The 21,143-nt window shown below is 51.4% G+C and carries 19 protein-coding genes and 1 tRNA gene; 11 read left to right on the top strand and 9 right to left on the bottom strand.

Annotated features, from left to right (window positions below; genetic code table 11):
* Positions 1-90: 90 nt before the first annotated feature.
* The 3 genes from BD749_RS08500 (at position 91) to rlmB (ending at position 5,208) form a co-directional block, all read left to right on the top strand.
* Positions 91-3,045: a glycosyltransferase family 117 protein gene (locus BD749_RS08500; RefSeq protein WP_101443970.1), complete on the top strand. Its 2,955-nt coding sequence runs from the start codon at positions 91-93 to the stop codon at positions 3,043-3,045.
* A gap of 88 nt (positions 3,046-3,133) precedes the next feature.
* Positions 3,134-4,390: a GWxTD domain-containing protein gene (locus BD749_RS08495; RefSeq protein ID WP_245868936.1), complete on the top strand. Its 1,257-nt coding sequence runs from the start codon at positions 3,134-3,136 to the stop codon at positions 4,388-4,390.
* Positions 4,363-5,208, top strand: a complete 846-nt coding sequence (gene rlmB, locus BD749_RS08490) for a 23S rRNA (guanosine(2251)-2'-O)-methyltransferase RlmB (RefSeq protein ID WP_101443969.1) — start codon at positions 4,363-4,365, stop codon at positions 5,206-5,208. Before BD749_RS08495 ends, rlmB begins: the two co-directional genes overlap by 28 nt.
* A gap of 96 nt (positions 5,209-5,304) precedes the next feature.
* Here the strand turns inward: rlmB and BD749_RS08485 are convergent, their stop codons facing one another.
* Together BD749_RS08485 and BD749_RS08480 are read right to left on the bottom strand one after the other, a co-directional pair.
* Entirely contained in the window at positions 5,305-6,381 is a 1,077-nt protein-coding gene (locus BD749_RS08485) for a mannose-1-phosphate guanylyltransferase (protein WP_101443968.1), read from the bottom strand.
* Between the two features lie 2 nt (positions 6,382-6,383).
* Positions 6,384-7,355: a KpsF/GutQ family sugar-phosphate isomerase gene (locus tag BD749_RS08480; protein ID WP_101443967.1), complete on the bottom strand. Its 972-nt coding sequence runs from the start codon at positions 7,353-7,355 to the stop codon at positions 6,384-6,386.
* Positions 7,356-7,422: 67 nt separating this feature from the next.
* Here BD749_RS08480 and recQ point away from each other — a divergent pair, with 67 nt between their 5' ends.
* Both recQ and purD read left to right on the top strand, forming a co-directional pair.
* Positions 7,423-9,603 (top strand): DNA helicase RecQ, encoded by a 2,181-nt coding sequence (gene recQ / locus BD749_RS08475; protein ID WP_101443966.1) that lies wholly within the window; start codon positions 7,423-7,425, stop codon positions 9,601-9,603.
* A gap of 231 nt (positions 9,604-9,834) precedes the next feature.
* The gene (purD, locus tag BD749_RS08470) at positions 9,835-11,127 is read left to right on the top strand and encodes a phosphoribosylamine--glycine ligase (RefSeq protein WP_101443965.1); all 1,293 of its coding nucleotides are present in this window, start codon (positions 9,835-9,837) and stop codon (positions 11,125-11,127) included.
* Between the two features lie 74 nt (positions 11,128-11,201).
* Here purD and BD749_RS08465 read toward each other — a convergent pair whose 3' ends face one another.
* Entirely contained in the window at positions 11,202-11,618 is a 417-nt protein-coding gene (locus BD749_RS08465) for a BrxA/BrxB family bacilliredoxin (protein WP_101443964.1), read from the bottom strand.
* Positions 11,619-12,027: 409 nt separating this feature from the next.
* On the opposite strand from BD749_RS08465, the gene BD749_RS19585 reads away from it, so the two are divergent.
* Positions 12,028-12,243: a hypothetical protein gene (locus BD749_RS19585; RefSeq protein WP_245868935.1), complete on the top strand. Its 216-nt coding sequence runs from the start codon at positions 12,028-12,030 to the stop codon at positions 12,241-12,243.
* A 106-nt stretch (positions 12,244-12,349) separates the two neighbouring features.
* On the opposite strand, the gene BD749_RS08455 is transcribed toward BD749_RS19585, so the two are convergent.
* Positions 12,350-12,423: transfer RNA gene (locus BD749_RS08455), tRNA-Arg, on the bottom strand.
* A 70-nt stretch (positions 12,424-12,493) separates the two neighbouring features.
* Complete coding sequence (locus BD749_RS08450) at positions 12,494-13,213, bottom strand: TVP38/TMEM64 family protein (protein WP_101443962.1); 720 nt, start codon at positions 13,211-13,213, stop codon at positions 12,494-12,496.
* A 173-nt stretch (positions 13,214-13,386) separates the two neighbouring features.
* Here BD749_RS08450 and BD749_RS08445 point away from each other — a divergent pair, with 173 nt between their 5' ends.
* Together BD749_RS08445 and BD749_RS08440 are read left to right on the top strand one after the other, a co-directional pair.
* Positions 13,387-14,541, top strand: coding sequence for a cystathionine gamma-synthase (locus BD749_RS08445; RefSeq protein WP_262503000.1), 1,155 nt, complete (start codon positions 13,387-13,389; stop codon positions 14,539-14,541).
* A gap of 83 nt (positions 14,542-14,624) precedes the next feature.
* Positions 14,625-15,149 carry a DUF6141 family protein gene (locus tag BD749_RS08440; RefSeq protein WP_101443960.1) on the top strand — a complete coding sequence of 175 codons (525 nt, stop codon included), beginning with the start codon at positions 14,625-14,627 and terminating at the stop codon, positions 15,147-15,149.
* Between the two features lie 75 nt (positions 15,150-15,224).
* Here BD749_RS08440 and BD749_RS08435 read toward each other — a convergent pair whose 3' ends face one another.
* The 3 genes from BD749_RS08435 to BD749_RS08425 all read right to left on the bottom strand — a co-directional run bounded on the left by BD749_RS08435 (position 15,225) and on the right by BD749_RS08425 (position 17,141).
* Positions 15,225-15,941 (bottom strand): OmpA/MotB family protein, encoded by a 717-nt coding sequence (locus BD749_RS08435; RefSeq protein ID WP_101443959.1) that lies wholly within the window; start codon positions 15,939-15,941, stop codon positions 15,225-15,227.
* Between the two features lie 337 nt (positions 15,942-16,278).
* Positions 16,279-16,644 carry a SpoIIAA family protein gene (locus BD749_RS08430; protein ID WP_101444705.1) on the bottom strand — a complete coding sequence of 122 codons (366 nt, stop codon included), beginning with the start codon at positions 16,642-16,644 and terminating at the stop codon, positions 16,279-16,281.
* 104 nt (positions 16,645-16,748) lie between these two features.
* Positions 16,749-17,141 carry a DUF5329 family protein gene (locus BD749_RS08425; RefSeq protein WP_245868932.1) on the bottom strand — a complete coding sequence of 131 codons (393 nt, stop codon included), beginning with the start codon at positions 17,139-17,141 and terminating at the stop codon, positions 16,749-16,751.
* Positions 17,142-17,288: 147 nt separating this feature from the next.
* On the opposite strand from BD749_RS08425, the gene BD749_RS08420 reads away from it, so the two are divergent.
* Positions 17,289-19,217, top strand: coding sequence for a hypothetical protein (locus tag BD749_RS08420; protein WP_101443958.1), 1,929 nt, complete (start codon positions 17,289-17,291; stop codon positions 19,215-19,217).
* Positions 19,218-19,270: 53 nt separating this feature from the next.
* On the top strand, positions 19,271-19,756 hold the full coding sequence (locus BD749_RS08415; protein WP_245868929.1) for a DUF421 domain-containing protein: 486 nt from the start codon (positions 19,271-19,273) through the stop codon (positions 19,754-19,756).
* Positions 19,757-19,813: 57 nt separating this feature from the next.
* Here BD749_RS08415 and trxA read toward each other — a convergent pair whose 3' ends face one another.
* Positions 19,814-20,140, bottom strand: a complete 327-nt coding sequence (gene trxA / locus BD749_RS08410; protein ID WP_076669473.1) for a thioredoxin — start codon at positions 20,138-20,140, stop codon at positions 19,814-19,816.
* A 345-nt stretch (positions 20,141-20,485) separates the two neighbouring features.
* Between trxA and BD749_RS08405 the strand changes: the two genes are divergently transcribed.
* Positions 20,486-21,100 carry a DUF3575 domain-containing protein gene (locus BD749_RS08405; RefSeq protein ID WP_101443957.1) on the top strand — a complete coding sequence of 205 codons (615 nt, stop codon included), beginning with the start codon at positions 20,486-20,488 and terminating at the stop codon, positions 21,098-21,100.
* The last annotated feature ends 43 nt before the right edge of the window (positions 21,101-21,143 follow it).

Raw genomic sequence — 21,143 nt, 5'->3', positions numbered from 1 at the left:
AAGACTGGCTTTTTTTTATGGCAGACTCACCAAAGGTGCGCAGGCACCAATTTATTTAGTATTTTCGACGCTGAATATTTGTAAATTGCTATGACGGATTATCGCAAGATAAACAACCTCGTAGGCTGGCTCGTGTTTTTGATCGCGACCGCCGTGTATGTACTGACGCTGGAACCTACTGCCAGTTTCTGGGACGCGGGCGAATTCATCGCCTGTTCTTATAAGCTCCTGGTGCCGCACCCTCCGGGGGCGCCTTTCTACCTGTTGGTAGGTCGTATATTTTCTATGTTCGCCGGCGATCCAACGCAGGTTGCCTGGTGGGTAAACCTACTTTCTGCGCTTTGCAGCTCCTTTACCGTATTGTTCCTCTTCTGGTCAATCACCATTCTGTCGCGCCGACTGCTCGTGAAGGAGGAGGGTGTGGCGCCTACCAAAGCGCAGACAATCCTGATCATGGGTGCTGGTGCCGTTGGCGCGCTTGCCTATACCTTCACCGATTCAGCCTGGTTCTCGGCAGTAGAGGCTGAGGTATACGCCATGTCGTCTTTCTTTACGGCTATCGTTTTCTGGGCCATGTTGCGCTGGGAGTCCAAGGTGGGCGAGTCCCTGTCAGACAAGTGGTTGATCCTGATCGCTTACCTGATCGGTCTGTCGATTGGCGCGCACTTGCTGAACCTGGTGGCTATACCTGCACTGGCTTTTATCTACTATTTCCGACTGTACAGACCAACCTGGAAAGGTGGCCTCATAGCGTTTCTGATTAGTGCCGTGATCGTAATGGCCATTCTGTGGGGTATTATACCTGGTCTGCCCTCGTTGGCGGGCAACGTAGAGGTGTTCTTTGTGAATACACTGGGTATGCCTTTCGGCTCCGGTATCATCTTCTTTGTGATCCTGCTGGTAGCGGCTATTATCTACGGTATCCGCTACTCCATTCAGCATAACATCCGGGTACTGAACACAGCTATTCTGTGCTTCACCTTCATCCTGATCGGCTACTCGTCTTACATGATCATTCCGATCCGGTCATCTTACAACCCAACGATCGATGAGAACGCGCCGGACGATATTCTGAGCTTTGTCTCATACCTGAAGCGTGAGCAGTACGGCGACCGTCCGCTGCTTTACGGGCCGCAGTACAACGCACAGCCTGTTGCGCAGGAAGAAGGCGCGCCACGCTACGTGAAAGGCAAAGACAAATACGTGATGGCAGGCCGTAAGCTCGAAACGATTTATGACAGCAAGGACAAAACCATTCTGCCACGCATTTACAGCGACAATCCGCAGCACCTGCAGGAGTATAAGAAATGGGTGGACCTCCGCGAAGGACAGGCGCCAACCTTTGGGCAGAACCTGAGCTTCCTGTTCCGCTACCAGTTGGGCCACATGTACTGGCGCTATTTCCTGTGGAACTTTGTGGGCCGCGAGAGTGACGTGCAGCAGTCAGGCGTGCTGTGGTTTGGCAAGCCCACCGACGGCGTACCGGACCGGGTGGTGAGCAGTAAGGCCCGCAATACCTTCTACCTGCTGCCGCTTATTGTTGGTATCATTGGTCTGATCTATCAGATACGCAAAAACGAGCGCGACGCCTTTATTGTGGGCCTGCTCTTCTTCTTCACAGGTATAGCCATTGCGCTATACCTGAACCAGCCGCCAATCGAGCCACGTGAGCGGGACTACACCTTTGCCGGTTCGTTCTACGCCTTCTCCATCTGGATTGGTCTGGGTGTGCTAGGTATAGCCGAGCTGCTGAACCGGGGCTTGCGCAACGTAACGACCAGCGGAGCCATTGCCACCGTTATTGGTCTGGCCGTGCCAGGTATATTGGCCGCAGAGGGCTGGGACGACCATGACCGCTCTAACCGCTACCACTCCGTGGATTCCGCCAAAAATCTGCTCGACTCGGTAGCGCCTAACGGCATCCTGTTCACCAACGGCGACAACGACACCTTCCCGCTGTGGTATGCGCAGGAAGTGGAGGGTTACCGTACCGATGTGCGCGTGGCTGTACTCAGCTACCTGAACACCGACTGGTACATAGACCAGATGAAGCGTCAGGCCTACAAATCGGAGCCGTGGCCACTTACACTGGAGAACGAGAACTACCGCCAGGGTACCAACGATTACCTGCCTTACGTAGAGCGCCAGCAGGTGGCGGCAGGTATAGACCTGAAGCAGTTCGTAAACCTGATCCGTCAGAACCATCCGGCGCTGCAGGTGCAGGCGGGCAGCGGCAGCACCCTGCTCAGCTTCCCGACCAAAAACTTCTTCCTCGATGTGGACCAGAACAAAGTAGCCCAGGCAGGCTTTGTCGCCAAAGATTATGAAGATCAGATCACAGACCGCATGCAGTGGACCATCAACAAGTCGCTGCTCGAGAAGAAGCACATGATCATACTGGATTTGCTGGCCACTAACGAGTGGGATCGTCCGATCTACTTCTCAACCACTGTGAACAGCGCCGACTTTATGGGACTGTCGGAATACTTCCAGCTCGAGGGACTTGCTTACCGCGTGGTGCCGGTTAAAGTGAGCAGCGAGGAGATGCCGGGCTTCCTGAACAAAGAGGTGATGTACAAGAACATGATGAACTTCAGCTTCCGTAATTTCAACGACCCGAGCATTTTCTACGACGAAAACTACTACCGCTTCGCCGCCAATGCCCGCGACAAGTTCGGAAAGCTGGCTGCTGAGTACCTGATGAGCGGCGACAACGCCCGCGCGAAAGAGATCGTGGATCACTGCTTTGAGCAACTGCCGACAAGCACTGTGCCTTACGACTACTATACGCCGCAGTTTATCTCGCTCTTTGCCGACCTCGGTGAAGAGGAGCGCGCCAAGGCTCTGTGGGAAGATATGGCGAAGAGCTCACGCGAATCCGTGGACTACTACCTCGAAAAAGGCGCCCTGTTCGACATGGAGATACAGACCAACCTGTTTATCATGCAGCAACTTATCGGCGAGGCGCAGGCCATTGGCGAGGAGCAGAAGGCAAAAGAGCTGCAGGATGTGTTTGTGCAATATTTACAGCGCATGCGCCGTTAAACAAAATAGAGAGTTAAACAGTACAAAAGCCGGACCCGTTTGTGTTCGGCTTTTGCTATTTTCGGTGGTCTGCTATATCTTCAAGCTAATGAAACAGATAAGTCTTCTTACCTGCCTGTTCGTGCTGCTACTGCTCTCGTCGTGCGGTAGTTCAGACATCGCCTATGCGCCGATGTACCGCGATACCGCCCCCGTTGCAGCCAAACCGGAACAGCCTGAAGTCGTGCTGCAGCATGGCTACTACAGCACACCGGACAGCCTGCACCTCATCCTTCGCTTCGACGAGCTACGCCAGTTGCTCGACCTGACCCAGGCAGCCGACCGGGTAGACTTCACAATCCGATCAGGCAGCACCGAACGCGATATGCTGCTGCTGCGCGACACGGTGCAAGTGCTGCCCCAGTACAGAGTCGCATCAAACGGAACGCTCGAAGTGCCGGTGGTTATACCTGCCAAATATGCAGCCAGTGGCAATACCATGCAGGTGCGCCTTTGGATGAAGCTGGGTGGGCAGGAACGTCTGGGCGTTTCTCATCGGCTGGCCCTGCACCCAGGCATGCTACGGAAAGATTTTATGCTGCTGCAGGTGCGCACCAACGCCCCAGTATTGCGCGGCTTTGCCACCACTGCAGACAGCCTATACCTGTGGCAACCCAGCGATACCGGCAGCGCATTCAGCGTGCAAAAGGCCGATTATACCTTGCAGCCCGCTTTGCCTCCCATGTCCACGAGGCAGGAGACTTTGCCGGTAGTACCCCAAGCAACAAAAGATACTTTACAGTTGGCCGTGCTGGATACTTTACGGCTAGAGCAGGAGGGACTATACCTGCTGCGCACCGGATCTGGCGCCACGCAGGGTTTGGTGGTGCAGGGCGGCACATTCCCGCTCATCACCCGCGTGCAGGACATGATCACCCCACTTATTTACCTGACCACTTCGGCCGAGCGGGAGGCGCTTTACAACACGCAGGATCAAAAAGCGGCAGTAGACAACTTCTGGCTCAAAATAGCGAAAGACAAGAAACTGGCCCGTGAGTTAATCCGGACCTACTATACCCGCGTCGAGACTGCCAATAAGCTCTATACCTCATTCAAACCGGGCTGGGCTACCGACCGGGGTATGATTTACATCATTTACGGGAAGCCCCACAACGTGAGCATCAGCCCGAATACCGAAACCTGGATCTACCGTGAATCGGAGGCGACGCCGTACGTCAAGTTCGTATTTTCGAAAAAAGAGAATAACTTTACCGAAAATCACTTTGAGCTGGTACGGAACCGAGAATACGAGGAGAACTGGTACAGCACTGTAGCAAGATGGAGAGCAGGAATAACAAATTTGTAGGCGGTAACCGCTATAGCGGCCCCAGAACTCCGAAGGAGGATAAAATGGAAATGATCTTCGGCCTCAGACCGATCATAGAGGCCATGCTGGCCGGTAAGGTGCTGGAGAAGATCTTTGTGCAGAAGGGCGCCCGCAATGCCAACGTGGATGAACTGCTTGACCTGGCTAAGAAGCACGATGTGCCGGTGGCCAGCGTGCCGATCGAGAAGCTCAACAACCTGACCCGCAAGAACCACCAGGGAGCTGTTGCCCTGATCTCAGCCATCACTTACATGCCGCTGGATGAGATTGTGACCTCCCTGTTTGAGAAAGGCAAGAGCCCGCTGCTACTGATACTGGATCGTATTACCGACGTGCGCAACTTCGGCTCGATTGCCCGTAATGCAGAGTGCATGGGCGTAGATGCCATTGTTATACCTAGCAGAGGCGGTGCCCAAATCAACGCCGATGCGATCAAGACCTCGGCGGGAGCGCTTCACCTGGTGCCTGTGTGCCGCGAGCCCAACCTGAAGAACACGATCGACTACCTGAAGGACTACGGGGTGCAGATCGTAGCGTGTACCGAGAAGACAGAGCACAACCTGACGGACAACACGGTGGATTTTGTCGGCCCGACTGCCATCATCATGGGCAGTGAGGAAGACGGCATATCGCCGGAGTACCTGAAGCGTGCTGATGCGAAGTTGCGCATTCCATTGCTTGGCCAAATCGGTTCGCTCAATGTGTCGGTTGCCACCGGTATCATCCTTTACGAGGCTATGAGCCACCGCCTGCGCGAAAGCGGTTATTCCAACCTGAATACCTTTGAACCTAGATAAGAAATAGGCTATACCAAACGAAAAAGGGGAACGCTGACAGCAGCGTTCCCCTTTTTCGTTTCAGAACCATACCTGTGCAGGTATAGCGCAGGTATTCTAGATGTATTCAGCGCCTTTTTTAGACTTGGCATCCGACATAAACTCTTTTACCTTCTGCTCTTCGCTCAGGCGGCAGATCATCAGCACATTGTCGTGCTCGGCCACAATATAACCTTCTAGCCCTTCTACAACCACTAAGCGGTCTTTAGGGGTTTTGATGATGCAGTTTTTAGTATCGTAAAGCATCACGTCGCCGCCTACTACGTTGCCAGCTTCGTCTTTCTGATTGATAGTGTAGAGCGAGTTCCAGGTACCCAGGTCGGACCAACCGATATCGGCCAGCACCACGTACACGTTGTCCACCTTCTCCATGATGCCGTAGTCGATGGAAATGTTGCGGCAGTGCGAATAGGCCTTTACGATAAAGTTGGTTTCTTCAGGAGAGTGCAGGCTGGAGGCGCCCTCTTCAAAAATCTCGCTTATTTCAGGAAGATACTGGCGGAAGGCGCGCATGATACTCTGCACGTTCCAGATGAAGATACCGGAGTTCCAGACAAAATCGCCGCTGTTGAGGAACATTTGGGCGAGCTCCAAATTCGGCTTCTCGGTGAAGGTCTTCACCTTCTTGATGGTCTGCGAGTCGTCGTCGATGTACTGGATGTAGCCGTAGCCTGTGTCAGGGCGGCTGGGCGTGATGCCAAGCGTGATGAGCACGTCGTCGCTGTCGGCTGCTTCCACCGCTTTTTTGATAACCTGCGTAAAGGCATCCTGCTTCAGCACCACATGGTCCGAAGGCGTTACAATCAGGTTGGCGTTCGGGTTAATCTGGGCAATCTTCCAGGAAGCGTAGGCAATGCACGGGGCAGTGTTGCGGCCGATCGGCTCGAGCAAGATCTGGTTGTCGCTGAGCTGCGGCAGCTGCTCTTTCACCAGGTTTTCGTAGTCGCGGTTGGTCACCACAAAAACGTTTTCAGGTGGGCAGATGTCCTTGAAGCGGCTCATGGTCATCTGGAGCATGCTTTCGCCTACGCCGAGTACATCATGGAACTGCTTTGGGAAATCGGTACGGCTGAATGGCCAGAAGCGGCTACCGATGCCGCCCGCCATAATGACCACATAAGTGTTTTCGTTCATGTCTATATAAGTCCTTCTTTCAGCAAATCGTGGAGGTGCACAAAGCCCTCGAATTTACCTGCTTTCGTGACAATGAGTTGCGTGATGTTTTTTTGCTGCATGATAGCCAGTGCTTCAGCCGCATAGGTTTCAGGCTCTATGGAGAGGGGAGATGCCGTCATGATATCTGAAGCGCGTATGCTGTCTATTGAGTCATATTTGTTCAGCATACGGCGTAAATCGCCATCAGTTATAATTCCCACCAATTCTTCTGTACCTTCCTTCACCACAGCCGTGGCGCCCAGCCTTTTAGAGGAGATTTCGATAATAATATCCTTCAGTGCGGCGTTTTCTGAAACCTGTGGAGCCATGTTCTGGCGGAAGATGTCGTCCACTTTCAGGTATAGGCGCTTGCCTAGCGAACCGCCCGGGTGCAGGGTGGCAAAATCGGCGCTGCTGAAACCGCGTGCCTCCAGCAAGCTGACGGCCAGGGCATCTCCGAGGGCCAGCGCAGCCGTGGTGCTGGTAGTGGGCGCCAGGTTATGCGGACAGGCTTCGCGCTCTACAGAGGCATTCAGCACAAAGTCAGCGCTCTGGGCCAGGTATGAGTCGGTGCTCGAAACCAGGGCCGCCAGCTGGGCGCCTTTGCGTTTGAGCAGCGGAACAAGTACCTTTATCTCAGGGGTGTTTCCGCTCTTGGAGATGCAGATCACAAAGTCGTCGGGCTGGATCATACCCAGGTCGCCGTGAATGGCGTCGGCGGCATGCATAAAGAGCGCCGGCGTACCCGTTGAGTTAAGGGTGGCGACAATTTTGGTGGCGATGTTGGCGCTTTTGCCTATACCTGTCACGACCACGCGGCCCTTGATGTTCAAGATCGCTTTGACACAATTTTCGAAGCTTTCGTCGATAAAATCTGCCAGTCTGGCGATTGCCTCGGCTTCGTCGGTCAATACTTTTTTTGCTGTGAGGGCTATATTATTAAGAAGATTCAATTTAAATTTGTGTTAAAGGTATCCTAAGGGGATACGTTGCTGTACAGTTAAATTTCTGATTTATTACATGTCTACCAAACAGGAGATCAATCTCAAAAACAAATTAAAGGAAGTTTTTGGGTATAATCAATTTAGGGGGAATCAGGAGTTGATAATAAACAACATTATCAACGGAAAGAACACCTTTGTGATTATGCCGACCGGTGCTGGCAAGTCGTTGTGCTACCAACTGCCTGCTCTCTCGCTGCCGGGAACTGCCATCGTTATTTCGCCGCTGATCGCCCTGATGAAAAACCAGGTGGATCAACTGAATGCTTTTGGGGTGAACGCCCACTTCCTCAACTCCACACTTTCTAAGTCGGAGATCAACAAAGTAAAGAAGGAAACACTTGCCGGTGAAGTGAAGCTGCTCTACGTAGCGCCCGAGTCACTGACCAAAGAGGAAACGATCGAGTTCCTGCGTGCGTCTAACATCTCCTTTGTAGCCATCGACGAGGCACACTGTATTTCAGAGTGGGGGCATGACTTCCGTCCGGAGTACCGCCGCATCCGTGGCATCATCGACCAGATCGGTAACCTGCCGATCATTGCCCTGACTGCCACTGCCACGCCGAAGGTACAGCTCGATATCCAGCGCAACCTGCAGATGGACGAGGCTTCGGTGTTCAAGTCCTCCTTTAACCGTACCAACCTGTACTACGAAGTGCGCCCGAAGCACAACACCAAGAAGCAGGTTATTCAGTATGTAAAGAAGCACAAGGGCAAGAGTGGTGTGATCTATTGCCTGAGCCGCAAAAAAGTAGAAGAGATCGCGGAGCTGCTCCGCGTGAACGATATCAAGGCACTGCCTTATCACGCCGGTCTGGACGCCAATGTGCGCATGGCCAACCAGGATGCTTTCCTGAACGAGGAGGTGGACGTGATCGTGGCGACCATCGCTTTCGGTATGGGCATCGATAAACCCGATGTTCGTTTCGTCATCCACTACGACACACCGAAATCGATTGAAGGATACTACCAGGAAACCGGACGTGCCGGACGCGATGGCATGGAGGGTAACTGCATTATGTTCTATAGCTATGATGACATCATCAAGCTCGAGAAATTTAACAAAGACAAGCCGGTAACCGAGCGCGACAACTCTAAGTTGCTGTTGCAGGAAATGGCCGCTTATGCCGATTCGGCTGTGTGCCGCCGCAAGCAGCTGCTCCATTACTTCGGGGAAGCCTACGAAAAAGACTGTGGCTTCTGCGACAACTGCCTGCACCCGAAAGAGCGTTTTGAGGCGCAGAACGAGGCATTGCTGGCTCTAAAGGCCATTCAGCAGACAGGGGAGCGCTTCAGCATAGAGCACAACACCGCCGTGCTGACAGGCCTGCGCAACCAGTACGTGACCAGCTACGACCACGATAAACTGGAAGTGTTTGGGGCCGGAAAGGAGCACGATGCCCAGTTCTGGAGCTCCGTGCTGCGCCAGGTGTTGTTGTCGGAATACTTGGAGAAGGATATCGAACAGTTTGGCATCGTGAAGCTCACCCAGAAAGGACTTGACTTCATCGCTAACCCACACCCAATCCAGCTGACCAAAGACCACGATTACGAGCAGGAGGTAAAAGCCGACGAGGAGAAAGAGGAGACACAAGCCTCTGCCGGCCACGACGAAGTGCTGTTTGACCTGCTCAAAAACCTGCGTAAAAAGCTGGCGAAGGAAAAGAACCTGCCGCCCTACGTGCTGTTCCAGGACCCTTCGCTGAAGGAAATGGCCACCGTATACCCGACCACCCGCGAGGAGCTGGCACACATAGCCGGCGTAGGTATGGGCAAGGTGCAGAAGTTCGGTAAACCCTTCCTGGACCTGATCGGCAAGTATGTGGAAGAGAATGACATTGTAACAGCGGCTGACGTGGTGGTGAAAACTACCGTGAACAAGTCGAAGATCAAGATCTACATCATCCAGCAGATCGACAAGAAGGTGGACCTAGAGGAGATCGCGTCTTCTAAAGACCTGACCATGCAGGAATTGATCGAGGAGATTGAGCACATCTGCTACTCGGGCACCAAGTTGAACCTGAACTATTACATCGACAATATACTGGACGATGAGCGTCAGGACGAGATTTACGACTACTTCATGAGCGCCAGCACCGACAACATAGCGGTAGCCCTGAAGGAGCTTGGCACAGACGACTATACTGAAGAAGACGTACGCCTGATGCGCATTAAGTTCCTGTCGGAGTACGCGAACTAAATTGTTGATCGTTAATTGCTGATTGTTTGATAATAATCAGTAACAAGAATAATAAGCATTGAGAGACCGTTGTAAAAGAGCAATGGTCTCTTCTGTTTTAAAGCGGCAGCTAACAGGAAAAGTAAAAACCGTGATTTGTGCTGTACAGCGCATTATAAATTTATAACTTCGCAACGGCGCTTTTGGAAAGGCCGAGAGCACCGATTAACAACCAGCAATTAGTAAAAGACTATGAACGTACTGATAATAGGATCTGGCGCAAGAGAACATGCCCTTGCCTGGAAACTGAGCCAGAGCCCATACGCCGAGCAGATATTTGTAGCCCCTGGAAACGCGGGCACAGACGAGTTCCACACCAGCTGCGCGATCGATATCCACAACTTCGACGAGGTTGCCAAGTTCGTGACAGACTTCAACATTATGATGGTGGTAGTTGGGCCGGAGAATGCGCTGGTGGAAGGTATACACGACTACTTCCAGGAGAAGGATTTTCTGCGCGATGTACTGGTGGTAGGCCCTAAAAAGTTGGGCGCCATGCTGGAAGGAAGCAAGGATTTCTGCAAGGCCTTTCTGCAGAAGCACAATATACCGACGGCACGTTACGAGACCTTTACCGAAGCCAATTACCGCGATGCCGTAGAGTACCTGCGCACGCATAGCTACCCGGTTGTGCTTAAAGCCGATGGACTGGCCGCCGGCAAAGGTGTAATCATAGCCCAGACGTTTGAGGAAGCCATCGACAGCCTGGAGGCCATGCTGCGCAACCACAAGTTCGGCAAAGCCGGCAGCAAGGTGGTGATCGAGGAGTATTTGCAAGGTATAGAGGTGTCGGTGTTTATTCTCACGGATGGCAAAGAGTATGTGCTGCTGCCGGAGGCGAAGGACTACAAGCGCATAGGAGAAGGCGATGCCGGCCTGAACACAGGAGGTATGGGGGCTATTTCGCCGGTGCCGTTTGTTAACGAGGCTTTCATGCAAAAGGTGCGCGACCGGGTGATTGAGCCTACCATACGCGGTATGCAGGCCGATAACCTGGAGTATACTGGTTTCCTGTTCATTGGCCTGATGAACGTGAACGGCGATCCTTACGTGATTGAATATAACGTGCGCCTGGGCGACCCGGAGACGGAGGCAATCCTGCCGCGCATCAAGTCCGACCTGTTTGAACTGTTCCTGGCCCTGCACGACCACAAACTCGGTGAGTTTAAGCTGGAGATCGATCCGCGCACAGCCGCCACGGTATTTTTGGTTTCGGGTGGCTATCCGGAAGGGTTTGACAAAGGCAAGGAAATTGCAGGCCTGGAGCAAGTGGAGGCGGACACTCTGGTGTTCCATGCCGGCACGAAGCGTGTGGACGACAAAATTGTGAACAACGGGGGCCGCGTGATTGCCGTGACCGGACTGGGCGATACCATGCAAGTGGCGCTGGCCAAAGCCAACAAGGCGGCTGAAGCAATAACATGGACTGACCGCTACTATCGCCGCGACATCGGCTTTGACCTGCAAAAGCAGCCGATTGCATAACAGGCTATACCTGTATAAAAAGTAAAGGCCGGTGTTCTGAGGGACACCGGCCTTTTTGTTGAGTGGGCTTTAACTTAGCAATATGCCTCAAAAGCACCTTGCAGGTTATCTACGATGCGGTTGAGTTCGTTGCCCTCGATGTGGTAGCGCTCGATCATGTGCACCAGTTCGCCATCTTTGAAAAGGGCGATGGAAGGAGACGATGGAGGGTAAGGCAACATGTACTCACGCGCTTTGGCCACGGCATCCTGCTCCATACCTGCAAAAACAGTAATCATTTTGCCAGGGCGTTTCTCAGAAGAGGCAACAGCCATTTTAAGGGCAGGGCGAGCTTTAGAGGCGGCACAGCCACAAACAGAGTTCACAGCTACCAGCACAGTACCTTCCTTAGACGATAACACCTGCTCTACTTCTTCTGCGGTCATCAGTTGCTCAAAACCTGCAGAGGTCAGGTCTTCGCGGATCGGGGCGACCATATATTCAGGATACATTCCCATGATTATCAGCTTTAAAATTTAAAGATAATTTATACCGCAAAATTAATCATAATTCTGCAGAAAGGCTACAGGTTAAGAGTTTAACAAAAAAGAGGGAATTTAAAATATATCTTTTTGTATAGTTTTGAGAATATGCGTTTTAGCAAAACAGAAGCTGTAGATCACAGGTATAATCTCATATTCCGGTGAACTGTGTGTAAGGCTTGATTTAGCAAGTAAGAAAATCCGGGATTTGGCGTGAACTTTGGTTTAAGATCTGACTATGCATCCCTACCCTTACTCACATCCTCTCGGTTTGAAAAGGCTCCATCAGGTAGCTTATTTTTATATGCCTGCCAATGATGAGCGTCCCGCTGAGCTGATCCAAATTCTAAACTGCGACCGCACTTATATTCATGTACCCATGCGAGAAGAGGATGTAACACTGGACGCCTTTTTTGTGCGCGACATGACAGAGGCTGAGATCCAGAATTTCAGTGGCAACCAGGTATGGCAGATATTTGTGCATTGGGATGAACTCCTGATGGACCATTTGCGCTATCAAGTAAACGAGGCCGATCTCAAAGCATTGGAGCAATTTAAGCAAAGCTTCCCCTTATCCGAAAGCATAGCGGCCTAAAGAATCGCTATTTGGGTATTCTTTTGTCAGAAGTAAGTAGAAGCGTACCTATTAGGTATAGCCTGAAATAAAAAAGGCCCTTAGATTGCTCTAAGGGCCTTTTCGGTGGTCGCGAAGGGAGTCGAACCCCTAACCTTCTGATTCGTAGTCAGATGCTCTATCCAGTTGAGCTACGTGACCATTTTTCCGTTATGGTGATGCAAAGTAACGCCCTTTTTTCTTGCAATGCAAGCCCTAAAGTGAATTTTTCTCAATTTTTTGCCGACGCTTTGCGCAGTGCCCGCTTCAGGGCGTGGTCAAAAATAAAGTATAGCCCACCTATAGATATGATAATCAAGGCGATCATTAGAAGCTGGCTTCCTTTGTTGCTACCAGGGTCCTGCAGTAATTTTATGACATCGCTGGCCTGTGTGCCTACCCAAAAGAAGAAAAGCGTGCGGGGCAGCATGCCCACCATGCTGGCCAGAAAGAATTTCAGCTTATCGACCTGCAGCAACGAGAGCACAAAGTTCATGAGTGCGAACGGCAAGACAGGAGAAATGCGCGTCAGAAAGATCAGGCTCCAGCTTTGGTCGCGCAGTTCCTGCATCAGGTACATCGTTTTCTCGAAGCGGTTCAGGAAGGACATCATTTTGCCATGGTCGATGAGGCGGGCCAGGGTATAGCCGATGAGCGACGCGATGCCGTACGACACGACCACACCCGCAAAGCCAGGCCAACCCAGGTAGAAGCCGCTCACCAGCGCTACAAAGGTAGTCGGGGTAAGGGCCAGTGACATGGTAAAGGAGATCACGACAAAGTAAAGGAGCATCTGTGGCCAGCTCAGGTCCTGTAGCAGGGTTTCGTTCTGGTAGAGGTATACGGCTGCCGAGGAACTCACCACCAGCGGCACGATCACCAGCAGCAGCATGGAAATAAAGGAAGGCGCGTTTTCACGTATAAAAGTCCGCAGCATGGACAGTTTAAGCATAATAGACGTTTTTGGTCAAAGATAGCGCCCTGCGGGCAAGGAATTGCTGAAGGTATACGTAGATTACGGTATGGCCAATAAAACTTTGCGATATGTGCTATCAGCGCAAAGCCTTTTTAAGTCGCCCAAGTCCTGAAGGGTAAATTTATTAACTTGTGTCAAACCATTTATCCATTAAAATAGATACTATGAAATTCGGAACAAAAGCTATACATGCCGGCGTGGAGCCGGACCCAACCACAGGCGCCATCATGACGCCCATTTACCAGACCTCTACATACGTACAGCGCTCACCGGGCGACCACAAGGGGTATGAGTATTCACGTACGCACAACCCAACGCGCACGGCCCTGCAAAATGCGCTGGCCGAGCTGGAGAATGGCAAGCATGGTCTTTGTTTCGCTTCAGGTATGGCCGCCATCGACGCCATCATCAAAATGCTGAAGCCAGGCGACGAGGTGATTTCCACCAACGACCTGTACGGCGGCAGCTACCGCATCTTCACCAAGATCTTTCAGAATTACGGCCTCAAGTTCCACTTCACCGACATGAGCGACCTGAGCAAGGTAGAGGCGCTGGTGAATGAGAACACACGCATGGTTTGGGTAGAAACGCCCACCAACCCGCTGCTCAACATCATCGACATAAAAGGCTGCGCCGCCATCGCCAAAAAGCACAACCTGCTGCTGGTGGCCGACAACACCTTTGCCACGCCCTTCCTGCAGACGCCACTCGATCTGGGGGCTGACATTGTGATGCACTCGCTTACCAAGTACATGGCCGGCCACTCCGATGTGGTGATGGGCGCCGCGATTGTGAAGGATGACACGTTGCACGAGAAACTGGCCTTTATCCAGAATGCCTGCGGCGGCACGCCAGGCCCACAAGACTGTTTCCTGGTGCTGCGTGGCCTCAAAACGCTACACATCCGCATGGAGCGCCATTGCGAAAACGGCCGCGCCGTGGCCCAGTACCTCAAAAACCACGAGAAGGTAGAGAAAGTGTTTTGGCCTGGTCTGGAAAGTCATCCGAGCCACCGGGTAGCCAAGGAGCAGATGCGCTCGTACGGTGGTATGGTTTCGTTTGTGCTGAAAGGCGATAGAATGGAAGACGCCATTGCTGCGCTGGAGCGCTTCAGGTACTTTTCTTTGGCCGAGTCGTTGGGCGGTGTGGAGTCGCTTTGCGGGCACCCGGCTTCTATGACGCACGCCAGCATACCGAGCGCCGAGCGCCTGAAGGCGGGCCTGAGTGATTCGCTCATTCGCCTGAGCGTAGGTATAGAGGACATTGAAGACCTGCTGGCCGACCTGGAGCAGGCCATCGGGTAGTCATCACAAAAACCGAAAGGTATAGCCGTTCCGCTCACAAGTGGGGCGGCTATTTCCGTAAGGTATAGCAGGTATAGGTATAGATGGAGGAGCAGCACATCTTGTTTCAGGAGAAGCAGCGTTTTAAGCAATTCTGGCTGTGGGCGCTTTTGTTAGGTATAGCCAGCGTATTCTGGGCCGGTTTCATCTACCAGGTGGTGCTGGGCGGCGTGTTAGGCAACCGGCCTGTCCCGGACATACAACTGAGCATCCTGCTGGCGCTGGTCGGTTTTGGGCTGCCTTTCTTTTTTTATCGGATGACGCTGACCACTACGGTAACGCCAGGTATGCTGCAGATTCGTTTACGCCCTTTTCACCTGAAACCGGTGCGTATACCCTTGCACACAGTGCGTGATCTCGAGAAAGTGACCTATGATCCGATCCGGGAGTACGGTGGTTGGGGCATACGCTGGGGAGCAAATGGCAAGGCCTACAGCATGTCGGGCAGGGAAGGGGTGCTGCTACGTTTCTATACCCGCGAATCGCTCCTGATCGGCTCGCAACGCCCCAAAGAATTGCTGCAGGCTATAGCTCAGGCTAAAACACTGGGCAAAGGTATAGCAGAATAGCTTAGCAGGTATACCAAAAAAATGCCGCTGCCCGATTTGAGCAGCGGCATTTTGGTATTCTATAAGGTATAGCGCCTACTTCATCGACTGCACACCCAGAATTTTGTAAATCTCTGTGAAGTCCGGAGTCAGAATGATCTCGGTACGGCGGTTCTTGGCTTTGGCGGCAGGCGTGCGGCCTGTGTCTACTGGCTGGAAATAGGCGCGGCCAGCCGGCGTAATGCGGTCAGGAGATAGACCGCGCTGTGCCATCAGGCGAGTGATTTCGGTGGCACGCAGCACACTCAGGTCCCAGTTATCGGCAATGTCCTTTGTGCCTGGTCGTACTTCCACGTCATCAGTGTGGCCTTCTACCATCACGCCCACGCTTTGGTTTTTCTTCAGTACGTCTACTAACTGGTCGAGGGCCTGCTTGCCGGTGTTGTTAACTTTGGTGCTGCCTGTTGCAAAAAGGAGCTTGTCAGACATCGACACGTATACCTTGCCGTCTTTGATGTTCACGCTCAGGTCGCCTTGGTTAAAGCCAGACAGTGCACCAGTCACCTCGTTGCGAAGGTTATCGAGGATTTTCTTCTGGTCGTTCATGGCGCGCTCCAACTCGGTCAGTTTTTGCTCACGCGCACGCAGCGTATTGCTTAGCTCTTTTTCCTTTTCGCGGCTGGCGGCCTGCTCACGTTCCAAAGCCTCTTTGCTGGCTTTCAACTCATCGTACTTTTTAGAAGAGACGCAAGACGACATCAGGGCGCCACACAGCAGCAGTGACAGCGATGCTTTCGTGAAATTAGAGTTCATGTGTTTGGGGTGTTTATTGATTAGGTTGTTTTATGATTGATTCTTAAAAGACAACTAGGCTACAAAACGAAAAATGGAGCGCCTAGGTATAACTTTCGTCATTTTTCTGCTTTGTAACACATGCTACCGAGCAAATATTATGCTAAAGCTATGTATTCTTTTGCAGATGGGAGGAAATATTTTGATAGAAGCGAAATAACCTATGGGGGAAGGCGAAAGTGTTAAGAATATGAAGCCGTTTGACGGGAAGATAATGTGTAGAGAGGAGCAGGCTAATGCTTAAGTTACATCGTAGAGAAGGCAGCGTAACAACTGCCGTACGCTTTAGCCGAGTTGTTCATTCACCATCCTCGCGCACCCAATCCAATGCCTTGTCGCGGTCGATCACCTCAAAGTGTTTGATTTTGGCCGTCGTGAAAGGGCTTGCCATCACGGTGAGCCAGTCCAGCCACCTGCGGTTGCCGACCAGTGCCACGCGTTTAAAGTCACCTGCGTGGCGGAAATCGAACTTCAGGTCTTCCCAAAGCGCCTTCAGCGATATTTCTTCGGCTTCCTGGATCTCCGCGTATACCCGTATCTTGCCGTGCTGTTTTATTTTCTCTTCCAATATGGGGAGCATTACCTCGTAGTCGTGGCGGTCTATGCTGCCCGCCAGGCGAAAAGCAACCAACTCGTCTCGTGACTCTTCCAGTAATTGTAGCATGGGGATCAGGTTTGTCGTCATAATTACGTAACGACGGTGCCAGCGTTCCAGTATAGTATTCGGTTTAGGCTATACTTATACCTGTTTTTGTACATTATTTGCCTTTATTGAGTGGCCAGCGCACTCAGTTGCCGAAGCAGCACATCGCGGGTGGTGCTGGTGGTGCCATCGGCAAACCTGATGCTATAGGGGGTGCCCGACGAAGACTCAGAGGCCAGTTTAGTAACAAACTCCTCAGCTGTTTTAATCTTGGAAGCGTGCTTTTTCCATTTGGAAGCCAGGTGGCCGGCGGCCTTCTCCGGTGGGAATTCGCTGTTGTCGCGTATAAAAGTGGCTCCCTCCAGGGTGCGGACATATTCAATAAGCTGCTGCACCTTTTGCTCTTCTGACATGGTGGGGGAAGTGGTCGTTCGTTCGGAAGTATCCTGTGCCGCGACAGGTAGTAGCATAATCGGGCACAACAAGAGGGCAACCGCCACGAATAATGTTCTAAGCATAGTTTTTGTACTGGTTTTATTTTAAAAAAAATCTGGCCGGATCAGTAATTTTGCAATCTGATAAGGCACTTAATTTCAAGTCTTAACGTTAGGTTCAGAAGCATAAGCTACCCCTAAATCTGCCGCTGTAACGGCTATACGTACTTTATGAAGAAAATTTTCTCACTCTTTGCGCTGTCACTGTTACTGTGCCAGCAGGCTTTTGCCCAGCAGAACATCGAAACGAGGCTAGGCTATAGTTACAACGATAAATTTAATTTTTCGGACGAGTGGCAGTACCTCACTACCGACATCTACCTCTATAATGGTGGCCAGTTTAACCGTGTGCTCAACGAGCTGGAGTCGGGGGTGAAGAAGAAAAGCAAGAAGAATTACGCCTACGAACTGGAGTATCTGTTCATCACGGCACAGCTCAAAAACCTGAAGCTCTTCGGTAACGACCAGATCGTTTACCCACTCTTCAATTTCCACATCAACACTGATAAAAAGGAGTACCATACCCAGGTAAGCGACCACCTGGAAGTGGTGCGCATCATCGACAAAATGCCGCTGACTTCTGCACAGAACAGCATCGACGCGTCTATTAATGCCAAGGCAGTCACGAATCAGGACGGTGATCAGGTGTTTAACCTGGTAGCCAGCCAGTTGGTGAGCCTTTCAAACCTGACGAACCCGTCGGTAGCGGTGATGTCGCTGGTGGGGGAGTTTGGTAATCTGCTGAACTCACGCGCCAAAAAGAAAGAGTATAAGTTCAGCTCGACCATCCGCCTGTACGAGGGGCAGGATTTCGATACGCGTCTGCACTCGGTGAAGGTATACGTGTTTGTGCCAGGCAGCGTGAAAACTGTTACGCTAAAGCCAGCCAAACTAGCCGACTACCTGAGCAAGAACTCGAACAAGCTGGACCGCAAACAAATAGAAGAAGCCATTGGGTATAAAGAGTACCCCTACATTGTGGTGGCCAACTACAAGTCGCTCTACAAAGTGGATGTGCTGACCGGCGATGAAGTGACCATGGACCTGATCGAGAAGCGCAAGCAGAAGATCCAGACGGCCTACGACACGAAGCTGATGAACGACGAGACTTACCGCCAGGAGAAGCTGTACGTGGAGTTTCTGCGCATCTTTGCCGAGATGAAGCAGAACCTGAACGCCTATCGACTCAATTACCGCAACAATTCCCCGGAGGTTAACGCTAAGAATCTGTTCGGCATCATGCAGGAGTACAAGCGACTCAAAACGGCCTTCGAGGCACGGGAGAAGGAGTTTGACAAGAACTCTACCTATAAGAACATCTTCCGCCCGGAGTATACCTCGATACTGGCCAATGCCGACCTATACCTGGATGCCGACCATAACCTGAAAAACGCCAAGGTGCTGGTGAACACGCTGCAGGAACTTGAGAACAATCCAAAGGCCTGGGACACACCTGCCAAGCGCGAAGCTGCCCTGGCCAAGCTGTCGTCGGTAGAGTTGCCCCGTGCCGATTACCTATCTGCTTCGGTAGAAGGGGAGGCCATCGTGCGCCTGACCAAACGATTGGAAGACCTGCAGTACCGCGAAGTGTTTGAGAAGGAAGTAAAGACACTCACTGATGCACAAGCCTCTGATGAGACCCTGTCGATGCGAAATGCCCTGCAGGACAAGGCCAACGCAAGCAACTGCCTGAGCTGCCGCGACAAGGTGCGGGATGCCGTGAACGAGTATAACAAGCGCCTTGAAAACTCCAGGCTGAAAGAAGAGACAAAGGAGATGGGCAAACTGCAAAGCGCCGCCGAGCAGCAAGTGCTGCGCCACCTGCGCTGGCAGCTGTGCTTCGACAACAACCTGCAGGCCGTTGCCGTGGCTAGTGCGGACAATGGCATGGACCAGTACTACGCCAAGCTGGGTGAGAGAAGCAGCGCGTTTGCAGCTACAATAAAAGAACTGGACACGCTCGCTAAAAATGCACCCGAGAACCCGCGCCTGCAACAGGTGCAGGCTTATAACAAGCAGCTGACAGGCTTAATGAAGGAAGTAGAACAGCACTATGCCATACTTTGCGAACTAGACAAGAAGCTCTGCGAGTGCCAGTAACAGGCCGATAACATTCCCACGATTTTCCCCGTTGGGACTGTATGGCTGACTTTGTGAATACACTCTTAGGGATAGATTCTGATTCGCTTACGTGGTGGCAGATGTCTATCCGGGCGGTGCTGGTGTTCATTGTCGCCCTGGTTATCATGCGGATCGGGAACAAACGCATCTTTGGCAAGCAAACTGCCTTTGATATCGTGCTGGGAATTATCTATGGCTCTATCCTGAGCCGTGCCATTACCGGCAACTCTCCTTTCTGGCCTACGCTGGCCGCCGCTCTTGTCTTGGTGCTGTTACACCGATTTCTGGCTTTTCTAGCTTATAATACCGAGGGCTTTATAGGGCCTTTCATCAAGGGGAGCCCTGTTTGTTTGATCAGGGACGGGAAACTTCAGGAGGATGAACTTAAGAAGCATAATCTAACTGAGAACGATCTGAACGAAGCCCTGCGGAATGGCGGCGTCACCACCGTAAAAGACGTGAAGGCAGCTTATCTGGAGCGGAGCGGGGAGATCAGCATCGTGAAGAAAGACGCATAAACGCAAAAGCCCCTCCTGAACAGGAGGGGCTTTTGCGTTTATAATTGACAAAGGGGCTTAGGCCATCTGCGCGTCCAGCTTACCAGCCAGTACGTTTTTAGGCACAGCGCCTACCTGCTTATCTACTACTTGTCCGTTTTTGAAAACCAGCAGTGTTGGGATGCTACGGATACCGAACTTGGCAGAAGTCTGTGGGTTGGCATCTACGTCAACTTTGCCGATCACGGCTTTGCCTTCGTACTCGCCAGCCAGCTCTTCCACGATCGGGCCTACCATGCGGCAAGGGCCGCACCACTCTGCCCAAAAGTCTACCAGTACAGGTTTATCTGAATTGATGATCTCATCAAAATTAGCGTCAGTGATTTCTAATGCTTTGTTAGCCATAACTTTAACGTTTTGTTGGTTAAATTCTGTGTTTTAAATATAGTAACATTTACTAGCTTGTCAAATATAAGCCCAAACTAGGTTTGTCTGACAAGCTGTCCTGTCTCCGGGCAAACCCGCTGCAAATTTAGAACTTATACATACGGATTTGAAAGACGATGGTATATTTATTTGTATAAACAAATGTTGCTGGTAAAAGTTGCAAACGCAAGAAAGAGAGAAAAATCAAGCATAAAAGGGGCTTTGCAACAACTTCATATATTATCTTTAGTTAATATAGGTTATAATGACAATTATTGAATTATAGGTATTTTGATTTTATAAAGCTTTCAACCCGAAGATTCGATGAAGACTAGGTGCACTTTAGCTCTGTTTCTGATCTTTTTTATAACACCGGCAGTCTGCGCTCAGGATACCGGGGGAGAAGATAGTAAACTTCTAAGGGCCAATGCATTTAAGCTTAATATAATACCTCTGTTTATTGGGTCTTTCAATGTGTCTTATGAGCGGCATATCACCCCGCATTTTGCAGGGGCATTAACAGCTACCACTTATCCGAGGCGACTGACTTTGATGAAAGATGATTTTTCTTCTACGTATGCGCTCACATCCGATTTTAAATTCTATTCGAAGGGAAAATCTCTCAATGGATTTTATGCAGGGCCCTACCTGAAGTACCGCTTACGCATAAACAATGAAAGAGAAGGTGGAAATGGTTTCTGGCTTTTCAGCGAACCCGATCGGGAATATGAGGAATGGGCAGGCTATGGCGCTGGAGCAATAATGGGATACCAGCAAATGAAGCCTAAAGGATTTACTATTGATCTGTTCTGGGGAATAGGTTATCATTTTCACCAGAGGCTGATCAGTAAATCGAATTATACGAAGGAAGAAATAGAGTATCACAAACCCTCACCCTATGACCTTCGGCTAGGGATGTCGCTCGGCTACGCTTTTTAAAGCAAAAAAGGTATACTACTTCCGCAGTATACCTTTTCTATAC

The sequence above is a fragment of the Pontibacter ramchanderi genome (assembly GCF_002846395.1).
GTDB classification, from domain to species: domain Bacteria; phylum Bacteroidota; class Bacteroidia; order Cytophagales; family Hymenobacteraceae; genus Pontibacter; species Pontibacter ramchanderi.
This window is presented reverse-complemented; position numbering and strand designations above follow the sequence as displayed.

What these genes read in the sequence shown, in the direction of transcription:
- BD749_RS08420 (WP_101443958.1), top strand. Translation starts at nt 17,289, where the DNA reads ATGAAGAAAATTTTCTCACTCTTTGCGCTGTCACTGTTACTGTGCCAG.
- BD749_RS08440 (WP_101443960.1), top strand. Translation starts at nt 14,625, where the DNA reads ATGGAGGAGCAGCACATCTTGTTTCAGGAGAAGCAGCGTTTTAAGCAA.
- recQ (WP_101443966.1), top strand. Translation starts at nt 7,423, where the DNA reads ATGTCTACCAAACAGGAGATCAATCTCAAAAACAAATTAAAGGAAGTT.
- BD749_RS08430 (WP_101444705.1), bottom strand. Translation starts at nt 16,644, where the DNA reads ATGCTACAATTACTGGAAGAGTCACGAGACGAGTTGGTTGCTTTTCGC.
- BD749_RS08405 (WP_101443957.1), top strand. Translation starts at nt 20,486, where the DNA reads ATGAAGACTAGGTGCACTTTAGCTCTGTTTCTGATCTTTTTTATAACA.
- BD749_RS08425 (WP_245868932.1), bottom strand. Translation starts at nt 17,141, where the DNA reads ATGCTTAGAACATTATTCGTGGCGGTTGCCCTCTTGTTGTGCCCGATT.
- BD749_RS08465 (WP_101443964.1), bottom strand. Translation starts at nt 11,618, where the DNA reads ATGTATCCTGAATATATGGTCGCCCCGATCCGCGAAGACCTGACCTCT.
- purD (WP_101443965.1), top strand. Translation starts at nt 9,835, where the DNA reads ATGAACGTACTGATAATAGGATCTGGCGCAAGAGAACATGCCCTTGCC.
- BD749_RS19585 (WP_245868935.1), top strand. Translation starts at nt 12,028, where the DNA reads ATGCGAGAAGAGGATGTAACACTGGACGCCTTTTTTGTGCGCGACATG.
- rlmB (WP_101443969.1), top strand. Translation starts at nt 4,363, where the DNA reads ATGGAGAGCAGGAATAACAAATTTGTAGGCGGTAACCGCTATAGCGGC.
- trxA (WP_076669473.1), bottom strand. Translation starts at nt 20,140, where the DNA reads ATGGCTAACAAAGCATTAGAAATCACTGACGCTAATTTTGATGAGATC.
- BD749_RS08450 (WP_101443962.1), bottom strand. Translation starts at nt 13,213, where the DNA reads ATGCTTAAACTGTCCATGCTGCGGACTTTTATACGTGAAAACGCGCCT.
- BD749_RS08485 (WP_101443968.1), bottom strand. Translation starts at nt 6,381, where the DNA reads ATGAACGAAAACACTTATGTGGTCATTATGGCGGGCGGCATCGGTAGC.
- BD749_RS08435 (WP_101443959.1), bottom strand. Translation starts at nt 15,941, where the DNA reads ATGAACTCTAATTTCACGAAAGCATCGCTGTCACTGCTGCTGTGTGGC.
- BD749_RS08500 (WP_101443970.1), top strand. Translation starts at nt 91, where the DNA reads ATGACGGATTATCGCAAGATAAACAACCTCGTAGGCTGGCTCGTGTTT.
- BD749_RS08495 (WP_245868936.1), top strand. Translation starts at nt 3,134, where the DNA reads ATGAAACAGATAAGTCTTCTTACCTGCCTGTTCGTGCTGCTACTGCTC.